We start from the raw sequence: 11,422 nt of genomic DNA on the forward strand, positions 1-11,422 counted from the left end.
CGACTCCTATGCTTAGCACAGAAACAAAAAGCACTGCTTAGGCTGTGCTTTTTGTTCAATCTCATTACGTGCCCAATTACGATCGCAACGATGCAATAAGATGCAAAATACGAATAAAGAAGTTAATGATATGCATATACAACATGCCACCAAAATCTATCGCTTCATCTAAGGTTTCACCGTACTCACAAGCAACAGCCCAAGTATAACCAATGTAACCACACGAGCTCAGTGCTACGATCAAATGGATCATATCGTGACTATGGCCAAAGAACAGTAGCCAAGTAAACTCAACCGTCACAATCCACCCACCAATCACGCACAATACTTTGCCAAAACTAAAAAAGAGCTTAGGTACCAGAGTTGCGGTGATGATCATTAACAAGGTGATCCCTGCGGTATACTCGACTGCTAACGCCACCTCAGCAGCGGTAAACCCTTGTAGGAATAGGCTCAGGGTAATACTGATACTCAAGGTCATAAGGTTGTAGCCTAAAAAACTCACCAAAGGCAGTGGGTACTTGAGCATAATCAAGCAGCCACCCATTAATGAGCCAAACACAACTACCAGTAAGACCCAAGGATTTATCCATTGCAGTATTTCAACCGGAAAATATGCAACGGCGAGATAATTAAGGCTAAATCCCCAGATTAACACTAAGCCAATCACTAAGTTGAACACTCGTTTGCTAACCTGTCTATCCTTTAAAAACAGCCCAGATAAGTAATGACTCAGGCCTGCTTGTGACTTTTCCATGAAAGCTTTTTCCTACCAATAATACGACGTTATACGCCAACTGCTGCGCAGCTTAACTAAGGTTGAAATTTAGCTGTATAACCAAAAGTTAACTTTGCAAAACACCTCAATAAACAGTGAGTTAACTGGCTACGTTTTATACTATGAAGTCAAAAAATATTACTACCACGGCGAATAGGCACTAGCGTGACGAGTCTTAGGCCATTAAAACTTACTGCCCTTTAAATATCGAGAGTGCTAGAATCTACGCCTATTTATTTTAGCCAACATAAAGGTAATGCAATGAACCCGATTCTTGCGATCTTAAAAGAGCATAATGTCAGTGACGAGCAAGCTAAAGAGCTGTTCCAAACGCTAACAGAGAACCCAATGATGGCGATGGCCGTTATTGGTCAGTTAGGTATTCCGCCAGAGAAGCTACAACAGCTCATGGGTCTTGTGATGCAAAACCCTGCCTTGATTAAAGAGGCTGTTGAAGAGCTAGGTCTAGACTTTGCAAAAGTTGAAGCGGCAAAAGCTCAGCTACAACAATAGCAAAAGCACCTAGCGACAGACGCTAACAATCGGCTCCATAGAAAAAGAGTAAGCTTTCGCTTACTCTTTTTTTGCCTGCTATTTATCGCCCTAATTGATGCTATATTGGTTTACACCGGATAAAGGCTATTCACTCCTCATATCTAGCAGTTTAGGCTCAGGGAATAGCGGAATACTCAATTCTCTTGGCAAACTAAACAGCACGGCATCAACCACATCGTAGCCATCGCTGGCATCAACAAACTTCCACGTTTTGCCGATATCTGTGGAGTAGCCAACTAAAGCTGATTCTCGAGCCATCATGCCTTCTGCGCTTGGTGTGCGAATTGTCATAGGCAAATAAGCGTAATACTCATCACCATCGATAAACATTTGTGTGGACTCAGTAAATGAAGCTAAGTCTTGACTAAAAGTGCCAGATTTCATTTTTTCGGTGAACTGCCAAATAATTCGCTGATAAGCGACTCTTGTGCCTTCAAACATTATCTCTTCATCAAGAATAAAGCGCATAAAAGTATCAATATCATTATCAGTAATGCTTTGCTGAAACACCTTGGCCGCTGCGATCGCCTTTGCAACCACCCGCTCACCTTGTGGGTCATAGTACTTCTGCTCACCACTAGGCTGACCATTAATAACGGCTGTGTCCCATTTCAGCTGTCCGTTAGGCCAAAACTCTTGTAGTGTGCCATTACCTCTAGCATCAAAATTGGCTCGCTGCTCTAGTGTGCCATCTTCAGAATAGGCTTCAGCGAAACCGACTATCTGACCATCTTTAAAGTTACGCTTAGCTCTTAGGTTGCCGTTGTCGTGGTAATCTGTAAACTCTCCCTGTTCGAGTCCTTCGTCAAAAAATCCCTCTTGTGCGAGCAGACCATTTTCATGAAAGCGCTTTCTTATTCCTGCAGGATGGTGCTCATCATAACGTAGCGTGCCATCCTCATAAAAAGTCTGCCAATGACCCACTCTATCAAACCCTAACTCATAACCACGGAATTTCAATTGGCCATTATCAAAGAAACCTTCAACTAAATCAGGCTCTGGTTCAATTATAGGCTCATCGGGATAGTCAGCCGTTTTCATTATTAAGTCAGTACTGAATGACTCACTTTTCTCTTGTTCCTCTACGGGCAGTGTCGCCAAAACGGGCAATAAGGCTGCCACTGAATCATGTAGCGACTGCTTAGCAAGTGCGTCAAACTCAGTAGAGCCACTCGACTCTTTAACCTTAGTTTGTACTTCCGTACTTTTTTGAACGTCATAATCTACTGCAATCACGACTTTTAATTGGTTGAATTCAGTATGGCTTTGCAGTGACTTCTGCCCCGCAATCAAGCTCAATATATAGCATCGTTCAAATGTGTCACAATCGATAGAAGGCGCTTTACTACCGCATCCAGACAGTAATAGAGCCGCAATAGCACTGGTAGTAATCATTAATAATTTCATGGTTTTATAAACTCACGATAAAGATAGTTCGCATGTTAGATGAAAACCTTGCACTAAGGGAAAGCCTACTTTCTTTATGTGGATTAGTTCACGTATTCAGCCCCTACGCATTGATCCCGAGTACACTCATTATATAAAGCTTGAACTAGTGCACATTTTACAGAGTGTTGCTTGCGCCGCTTTGATAGCCGCGTACAATCCGCGCCAACAATTTATTGTGCTGTATATCGCTGGAAATCTGGTCCAGAAGTCTCTACCACAAGACCTAATCTTGTGACTACAGCCCAATCACCGTCCGCTGCCAAACGTTTAAAACACTTGGCAGGCCAGTGGTATCTGCCAATAAATTTATTGAACTCTTCGCGTATAAGAAAATTAGCGCATCAATAAAATAAGGCATCACTGTGGCGATCTCTAGCTTACTTCAACGTGCGGGTAAGTCCCGTTTTCTGGACTCAACCTTCAAGCTTTCACAGCGCAAGGCCAATGTTGGCACCGAGCTATATGCAGGCTTTATTACCTTCTTAGCCATGAGCTATATTTTGGCGGTGAACCCAGCAATCTTAGGTAGCATCGATGGGATGGATAAGGGTGCGATCTTTACCGCCACCGCACTCGCCGCCGCACTTGCCACCTTGATAATGGGTTTTTTCGGTAACTATCCAGTGATGTTGGCGCCGGGCATGAGTATGAACGGCTTCTTTAAGGGCATGCTAGCATCGAGCTCTGTGGCACTTATCTGGCACGAAGCCCTGTTCGGTATTTTCCTGTCTGGTATCGTCTATCTAATCTTTTCGATGACTAAGATCCGCAAGCAGATGATTGAGTCGATCCCAGAAGATCTAAAACTTGCCATCACAGTGTCTTTAGGTCTATTTATCGCCTTCCTCGGGCTGAAGAACGCCGGCATTATTGTCGCAAACCCTGTAGTGATGGTCAGTATGGGCGATATCACCCAGCCACAAGTTGCCATCGCCTTTATCAGCTTGTTTGTCGCAGTCGGCTGCATGGTGAGAAATATCAAACTGGCCACCTTTATCGCCTTTATGACCTCAATAACTCTCACGCTTATCAGCGATGCAGTGCTAGGCACTAAATATGCGCCGATCCCTGAAAATTGGTTCAGTGTGCCGCCTAGCATAGAGCCTAGCTTTGGTAAGGTGTTTAACTTTGAATTTTTAACCGTCGACAAGCTATTTGATCTACTGTTTATCGTTATCATCTTCTTTATCGTCGACTTCTTCGACGGCTTATCGACGATTGTCGGCGTAGGTAAAGATGCAGGCATTATTGATAAAGATGGCAAGGTACCTAACGCCCGCGCAGCACTAGTAGCCGATGCTGGCGGCACGGTAATTGGCAGCGTACTGGGCACCACATCCATTACGGCGTTTTCAGAGTCTGGTATCGCCTCGGCGCAAGGTGCTAAAACGGGCTTAGCGGCAGTAGCCACCGCGATACTGTTCCTACTGGCTCTGTTCTGCTACCCAGTGTTCTCAATGTTCTCTACCGCTATCGTTGCACCCGCAATGATCGTAGTGGGGATTTATATGATAGGTCGTTTAGGGCAAATAAACTGGGATCATAAACCTTCGTGTATTGCCGCCTTCTTCACCATGATGTTCACGATTTTGAGCTTCTCACCAGCTAACGGCATGGCTATGGGCTTTATCAGTTACGCATTTGCCATGGTGGTGGCCGGTAAAGGCCGTGAAGTTCATCCAATCATCTATGGCTTATCACTGATCTTTATCACTTACCTTGTGATGCTCTAGTTGAGATAAGCCTTAGCCGCATAAAAAAAGGGTCTGCAATGCAGACCCTTTTCTTTGTTCCAAACCAATTAATTTACTGGTAGATGACTAACCTTAACTAAGGACACTTTAAATTCGTCAGCTTCAACGATTTCAAACTTCAGCTTGGCAAATTCAATCACATCACTGACTTTAGGAATCGTTGAGTTCAAGGTTAATAATAAGCCAGCCACGGTAATGTACTCCTGCTGCTTATCGATTAGCCCTAGTGTTTCAAGGCGCGACTCCAAGTCATGCAATGAGGTACTGCCTTTAACCAACCAACCGTCATTACACACACTGATCTCTGGGGTCTCACCAATATCCGGGAACTCGCCCACGATAGACTCGAGTAAGTCATGTAAGGTGACAATACCCTGAATACTACCGAACTCGTCCGCCAGCACAGCCATGCCCGCTCTTGACTCTCTAAAGCCATCGAGTAAACGGATCACATTAATACTATCGGGCACGATATAGGCAGGGAAAGCTGCCGCAATAGACGCTAAGTCTTCCCCGGCCTCAATGCCTAATAGTAAGTCTTTACTGCGTACAATACCGACTAAGTTATCCAGAGAACCAGTGCACACAGGGAAATTTTGGTGGCGGCTATTCTTAATTGTTTGCTTGATTTTATCGGTGCAATCTTCAGTATTTAACCAAACCGTCTCACTTCTTTGGGTCATCACAGTGCGAACATTACGCTCAGACAATGATAAAACTCCTGTAACCATTTCACGCTCGGCATCACCAAAGCTCACTGGCGCAGGCTCACTACCATCGTCGTCATCATGGATGTTGTAATGTTTATTACCCATTAAACGAAAGATGGCTTCAGTCGTGCGCTGACGCAGTGGTACTCGTTCAGCATTTTTAGCATGGCTTGAGCTGATCATTTGATTAAACATCTCAATTAAAATTGAGAAACCAATCGCCGCATACAAGTAGCCTTTAGGAATATGTAAGCCAAAACCTTCTGCAACCAGAATAAAGCCAATCATCAATAGGAAGCTTAGACACAATACGATAACCGTAGGATGCGCGTTGACGAAGTTAGTGATCGACTTCGACGCTAACAGCATCACAATCATAGACACGATAACGGCAATCATCATCACAGTTAAGCTATCTACCATACCCACTGCGGTAATGATCGAATCGAGAGAGAACACTGCGTCTAAGGCAAGGATCTGCGCGATGATCACACCAAAACTTGCGTAAACATTGGCGCCTTGCTGCTGATTAGCCTCCCCTTCAAAACGTTCATGCAGCTCATGAGTCGCCTTAAATAGCAGGAACAAACCACCGGTAATTAAAATCAGGTCTCGAGTCGAGAAGCTGAGGTCATAGATACTAAACAAGGGCTGTGTCAGCGTGACTAGCCAAGACACTATGCTCAGCAGACCTAATCGCATTATGAGTGCGAGAGATAAACCGATAGTTCTTGCTTTGTCTCTTTGCTCGGGAGGGAGTTTTTTAACTAAAATGGCAATAAAGACAAGGTTATCAATACCGAGTACGATCTCGATAATAATCAGGGTAATTAAACCAATCCATATTTGGGGTTCAAGCAAAAATTCCATCGTGTGTTTTCATTTTCCCAAAGCCGATGTCTAAACACCAGTTCGGTCAATAGCTCCAAAATATAACGCGTTTATAAAAGTTAAGCGCATTTATATTGGAGAATTGGTAAAAACGATAATTAATTAAATTTTAACTTTGCAATTTATATCGCAAAACGCCCAAAAAAAATTCTCTCCGCTCTATAAAGACACAAAAACAAGCCATTACTTTCAACAGCTTAAAGCCACAGGGTTCAATAATTATACTAATAAGAATAAGCAAGTGATCGACGCAGAGTGTTTTTGACAAACTAATTCAAGGCGAATGGCTGGGCAACAAGCTGCAAAAAAGCCAAGTGAAAATCACTCGGCCCTTTTGAAAATGATGTGACTATATAACGATTATTGAATTTCGAACTCGATGTCTAATTCTGATTCATTCAAACATGCGTCATCTGACTGCACCAATTGATCAATCTGGTAGTAATGACAAACATCAAGCTCACCTTGCGAGTCGAAATCTTTACGCTTCAGCCTATCTCCAGCCTTACTATACCAATAAACACTTTTTTGCTGGTAACCATTGCTACCATAACCATAAGTGACTACATCAGGCCCAGCATCGCGGCCATAAACCCAGTCACCTAAGTCATAGGTTTGCATCCAAGCTTGGTATTGAATATCACCATTAGTGAAATACTTAACCACAGAGGGCGCGTCTTCCTGTATGACATACAGCTCATTCTCAATCTTGGATTCCATCTCAAGTATTGGCTTACCCTCCCCGTCTAAAAGGTCGTAATAAGCAAACGAGGTATAGCCATCAGGGTGAGTATTGACCCCTTTGCGGAATGTCCATGCATGCTCGGGATTGCCTGATGAATAGAACCGAGTCATAGCAGGCTTGCATTGGTTATGATAGGTATACTGGCCACTCTTAAAATAGCCCGTTGTAACATAACCTGTGCTGTCCGTTTGCTCCTGAATGGGGTAAACCGTACCGTCATCATCAATAAAGTGTTGGCACTCGTTAATTGGCTCAATGATAGGTTGATCATTGGTATCGATAGCATATTGCCTATCTAAATCGACCTCGGTCTTAATATCTCCAGATCCATTATAAAGCTCGCAGTTACTGTAAAGGACATCTTGTTTACTATTTGGATCTAAATAACTGCACCATTGCGGACTACCATCTGGATTAAATACCTTCTCTTTTTCACGGGTCTGTGCAGCATCATGCCAAGTCATACTGCTGTACGTTGATGTTTCATCATCCGTATAAACAATTAAATCTGGACCAAATGCACGAATGAAAGACGAAGCTTCGCCAGCTATCCATTGTTTCACTCGGATCCTACCGCTAGGGTAATACTCATAGCCTGATGGTTGATCATCTAATACTAGGCTGTGACCACTCTCATCTTCACGGGACTCAATGTGCTTAATGGGATCGCCATAGGCATCAACCGCATCATAATAACGGGTATAAGAGATCTGCCCACTATTGTGATTAACACCATGTAAGTAATTTATTTCCTCGGATAAATTTCCGGAAATAAAGTATTGAATATAAGCTGGTTGGCAATCGTGATGGCGAATGAATTGCTGCTCAATTTCATAGCCCCAGATTTGGAGTTTTGCCCCAAAACCATCGATACTTTCCTGCATAGAGATCGGGTATATATTTCCCTTATCATCCACATAGTTTTCACATCGGTCGATTGGCGTTGACACTATGTTTTCAGCCTCTACGGCAACTTGCTGAACTTGTACTGTCAGTTCCCCCTCTTCCGTTAGGATGAACTCTTTAGATTGCTGATATGTTTTTTGCCCTGCAAAATCAACACTATGAGTTGTTAATATCAGCAACTTATCGGCGGGAACTTGCAACAAAACGCCACTCCACACTCCGTCAATATTTTCAAGTTCAGTGATCTGCTCTTTATCATCAAAGCTCACTTTGGCAAAAGTAGTAAAACTGGTGTCTTTGCCTTGCCCAATCGCTGGGACATTAGGCGCCGAAAAGGCACTCACGCCATTGGTGAGCTGCACAGGAACATCTAAATAAACCCTAAGGCCCTCAGGATTTGAAACAACTAAATCCACCTCAGCATCAAGGGCTGGGATCAAATCCAAGCCTTCCTGAATAACGCGAATAGTAAAAGAGCCAGCATTCAAAGGGGTAACTTCACCATTATCATCGACTTTGGCTATCGCCTCATCGGAGCTAGTAAAACTCAGGTCGTTACCGTTACCACCAGAGGTCACTAATCTGACTCGCTCACCAAATGCGGTCAACGCTGTATCTACCGTATCTATTGCCAATGGAGAGTAAACGGCAAGATTAACAATCTCAGAGCGACTGGCATAATCTGACTCTAGAACCAGCTTAAAACTTAATGTTTGCGCACTAATATCGCCAGGTACACTAAACTCTAATGTCTCCGATTCAGTATCGATGCTCTCAACAGTTCGCCCCGTCTCTTGCCCCCAAGAGTACAAAATCGGAAAAGCAGGTTCTTCGTCCAACTTAACTGCTAGGGTCACAACCTCATTAGCAATATAAGCCTCATTGGCACCGTTAACGGTCAAATCGGGGATGGCGGGATCGACCACATTCAACTTAATAGTAAGAGGCTGAGACTGTGCGCCCTTATCATCAAGCGCTATGACTTGGACATCATAGACGCCCTCTGTCATAGCCGAACCGAAAGTCAGTGATGAAGCGCTGATCACCACATCTAACTCCGTACTCAACAGCTTGTAACTCAACACATCACCATCAGCATCACTGAAGTATGTAGCTAACGGCAATGCGCTATTTTCTTGGCCTAATACCATCTCATGAGCTATAGCATTTGATATCAACATTTTCGGAGCGGTATTGGGTTGCGCTTGAGTAGCTTCATCACCGCCACCACAGGCGACTAATGATATTATTGCTACTGCTATTAGTGTTTTTTTCATCCTTAAAACTCACATAGTTAGTTAAAGCGAGTATCCATAAACCTCACACCAAGCTGTAACATACATATCACAACTGAAACAATCAATGCTCCCCCTTCTTTATAAATCAAATAATTAGCCATCCCACACAATACTATTTAGCAGCATCCGAGGAGTTCGAACGCAATGAGTCCTTAATCACAACGAACCTAGAGATAAAGCATAATGATTCAGCAGAGGTAGGTTCAGTCGTTAGTGATGTGATTGATGTGATTGATGTGATTGATATGGTTGATATGGTTGATATGGTTGATATGGTTGATGCAAATATTAAGTAAGTACGGCTATATCAAGTAACCTTACCCAATGAGATAAGGTTACTTATAAAAGAAGCTTACCTGCAGGTAGAGCTATAGTGATTTAGCTCGATAAGACCGCGCAATATGATGCCATGGTAGCGAGCTTGAATCAGTTGGTAATCCATTTCAGGAGCAAAATAGTAGGTCACCTCTTCTGCGCCGCTCTGCTCCACCGGGATCAATGTAAGCTCACCCCATGGAGCAATGTTTTTGCTGATGGGGGTTTGCACGTAATATTGATACGGCTCTATCGCATCTGACGCTTGCCTAATTAGCCTAAATTGCTGCCGCCCTTGCAGTAGAAGTTCACGCATTTGAATGGCTAAGGTGTCGACATCTCGCAGCGCAATACTATCGGAGCGGTAAGTTTCAATATCACCATCAACATCGACCTCTGAAACGCGGCCATTATCACTAAAGCTTGCTCGCATGTCTCTGGCGCGAAACCCTGTTACTTTTTGATGAAATTGCTCGGTGATCCACTCATTACTGACATTCGACCAAGATAGCTCGGCTCTTTGCTGATACTGAGTGCCTATGCCTAAGATACTGGCCTTGCTGGTTGAGGTCACCACCGCCGTTTTGCCACGCCAAGTCTCGGTGCGGCTCATGGTGCCTGTATGTATGCCACTAAGATAAATATCGTAGTCGGCACTGCGGCTACACTGTTGTTGCTGTGCTAGCTCTTGCTGAGCTAACTCTTGCTGCGCTAGCTGCGTTAACTCTTGAGAGTTAGCTTCGGTGGCTAATGCATGATTAGCCACAAAGAGCGCAGATATTAGGCCTATCATTCTCATCGCGAACTTAGACATAAAAACCAATAAACCTTTCATGGTTAGAATACTTCGTTCACATTGAGGTAGAAGTTAGTCTCGTTTTCACCCACACCAATATCTAGGCGTAAATTAATATTATCTTTGATTTTAAAGCGGAATCCTGTGCCGTAAGAGGTCAACAACTCTTCGTTTAAATCACTCACCTTGGAGGCCACACTACCTACGCCGCCCCAAAACACCATGCCGTAACGCTGGAAGATGGGTAAACGATATTCCACTTGGCCCATCATCATCTGCTTGTCACGGTAACGGCCTTTGATGTAACCACGCATCGCACCTGAGCCGCCAAGATCAGGCAACATGTTCCAAGGCACATCGCCTTCGGTAAAATGGCCCTGTACTTGCCATGCAATCAGCCCTGGCGCAGAGCTCAGTAAGGAAGTTGAGCTTAAGTCGATATAATTGGCGAGTTCGAGATCGTAAGTCGAGAAACTTGAGTACTCATCGTTTTGATACAGACCCGCATCGATCTGAAATAACCAACCTTTGGTGGCATTTAAGCGGTAATCACGAGAGTCATAGATGCTGGTTACCACCACACCCGAACTAAAATTATTCGGCAAAATATCCGCAGAATCCACAGGCAGCCCTGTGTCAACTAACTCTAACTTTTCAGCACTGGCGTAGGTAAAGTCAGCCCCAATACCGAGAAAATAGTTATCGGCCACTTCCGTCATCCAGCGGGGTTTAAAGCTGTATAACTGCTCTTCAAACTCATGATGATTGGCGTCGATATTGCCTTGTGCTATGCCTTGACCATAATAAACTGCCGCTTCGTTATGAAGCTCTAGCCCCAGCTGTAAACGCTGCTTACCGCCGTTGAAGAAGGTCATATTTTCCACTTCGACACCGTAAGAATTATTCATTGAAACAAATGAATTCAATACCAATGATGAAGGCTGCTCCTCGCTCGCTGCACCGTCGGTTTTATATAACCCCACCATCAACAGACCCACGCCAAACTTCTTCTCCGGCGTGTAATAAGCCGTTGGTAAGTAGCTCATGTCGATAGGCTTGCTCTGGTCAAACTCACCATCGGCACCAAACACAGACAAGATGTCGTCGACCCAAGTCGGCTGCATATCTTTAGGAGTGTCAAATAGAGGCTCGACTGCGACGGCCAGATTGGAAAAAGCGCACAGGGTTAACAGTAAAATCCGTTTCATAAATACTCGAATTAATA

The 11,422-nt window shown here is 44.0% G+C and carries 8 protein-coding genes and 1 riboswitch; of the genes, 2 read left to right on the forward strand and 6 right to left on the reverse strand.

The window, feature by feature from the left end; genetic code table 11:
- Positions 1 to 76: 76 nt before the first annotated feature.
- Positions 77 to 757, reverse strand: a complete 681-nt coding sequence (locus SPEA_RS19240; RefSeq protein WP_012156854.1) for a Bax inhibitor-1 family protein — start codon at positions 755 to 757, stop codon at positions 77 to 79.
- A 282-nt stretch (positions 758 to 1,039) separates the two neighbouring features.
- Between SPEA_RS19240 and SPEA_RS19245 the strand changes: the two genes are divergently transcribed.
- Positions 1,040 to 1,291 carry a DUF2999 family protein gene (locus SPEA_RS19245; RefSeq protein WP_012156855.1) on the forward strand — a complete coding sequence of 84 codons (252 nt, stop codon included), beginning with the start codon at positions 1,040 to 1,042 and terminating at the stop codon, positions 1,289 to 1,291.
- A 126-nt stretch (positions 1,292 to 1,417) separates the two neighbouring features.
- On the opposite strand, the gene SPEA_RS19250 is transcribed toward SPEA_RS19245, so the two are convergent.
- Positions 1,418 to 2,728, reverse strand: a complete 1,311-nt coding sequence (locus tag SPEA_RS19250; RefSeq protein WP_041411104.1) for a toxin-antitoxin system YwqK family antitoxin — start codon at positions 2,726 to 2,728, stop codon at positions 1,418 to 1,420.
- 212 nt (positions 2,729 to 2,940) lie between these two features.
- A riboswitch (purine riboswitch) is annotated at positions 2,941 to 3,040 on the forward strand.
- Positions 3,041 to 3,144: 104 nt separating this feature from the next.
- Between SPEA_RS19250 and SPEA_RS19260 the strand changes: the two genes are divergently transcribed.
- Entirely contained in the window at positions 3,145 to 4,515 is a 1,371-nt protein-coding gene (locus SPEA_RS19260; protein WP_012156857.1) for an NCS2 family permease, read from the forward strand.
- A 68-nt stretch (positions 4,516 to 4,583) separates the two neighbouring features.
- Here SPEA_RS19260 and SPEA_RS19265 read toward each other — a convergent pair whose 3' ends face one another.
- From SPEA_RS19265 to SPEA_RS19280, 4 genes are all read right to left on the reverse strand, one after another.
- On the reverse strand, positions 4,584 to 6,116 hold the full coding sequence (locus SPEA_RS19265; protein ID WP_012156858.1) for a TerC family protein: 1,533 nt from the start codon (positions 6,114 to 6,116) through the stop codon (positions 4,584 to 4,586).
- Positions 6,117 to 6,497: 381 nt separating this feature from the next.
- On the reverse strand, positions 6,498 to 9,065 hold the full coding sequence (locus SPEA_RS19270) for an immunoglobulin-like domain-containing protein (RefSeq protein WP_012156859.1): 2,568 nt from the start codon (positions 9,063 to 9,065) through the stop codon (positions 6,498 to 6,500).
- Between the two features lie 373 nt (positions 9,066 to 9,438).
- A complete protein-coding gene (locus tag SPEA_RS19275; RefSeq protein WP_012156860.1) occupies positions 9,439 to 10,215 on the reverse strand; it encodes a hypothetical protein in 777 nt (258 codons plus the stop codon).
- Between the two features lie 23 nt (positions 10,216 to 10,238).
- Positions 10,239 to 11,405 (reverse strand): BamA/TamA family outer membrane protein, encoded by a 1,167-nt coding sequence (locus SPEA_RS19280; protein WP_012156861.1) that lies wholly within the window; start codon positions 11,403 to 11,405, stop codon positions 10,239 to 10,241.
- Positions 11,406 to 11,422: the final 17 nt, after the last annotated feature.

The organism is Shewanella pealeana ATCC 700345 (genome assembly GCF_000018285.1).
Classification (GTDB): Bacteria; Pseudomonadota; Gammaproteobacteria; order Enterobacterales; family Shewanellaceae; genus Shewanella; species Shewanella pealeana.

Coding starts and splice junctions, on each gene's coding strand:
- SPEA_RS19240 (WP_012156854.1), bottom strand. CDS start 757: ATGGAAAAGTCACAAGCAGGCCTGAGTCATTACTTATCTGGGCTGTTT.
- SPEA_RS19245 (WP_012156855.1), top strand. CDS start 1,040: ATGAACCCGATTCTTGCGATCTTAAAAGAGCATAATGTCAGTGACGAG.
- SPEA_RS19250 (WP_041411104.1), bottom strand. CDS start 2,728: ATGATTACTACCAGTGCTATTGCGGCTCTATTACTGTCTGGATGCGGT.
- SPEA_RS19265 (WP_012156858.1), bottom strand. CDS start 6,116: ATGGAATTTTTGCTTGAACCCCAAATATGGATTGGTTTAATTACCCTG.
- SPEA_RS19270 (WP_012156859.1), bottom strand. CDS start 9,065: ATGAAAAAAACACTAATAGCAGTAGCAATAATATCATTAGTCGCCTGT.
- SPEA_RS19275 (WP_012156860.1), bottom strand. CDS start 10,215: ATGTCTAAGTTCGCGATGAGAATGATAGGCCTAATATCTGCGCTCTTT.
- SPEA_RS19280 (WP_012156861.1), bottom strand. CDS start 11,405: ATGAAACGGATTTTACTGTTAACCCTGTGCGCTTTTTCCAATCTGGCC.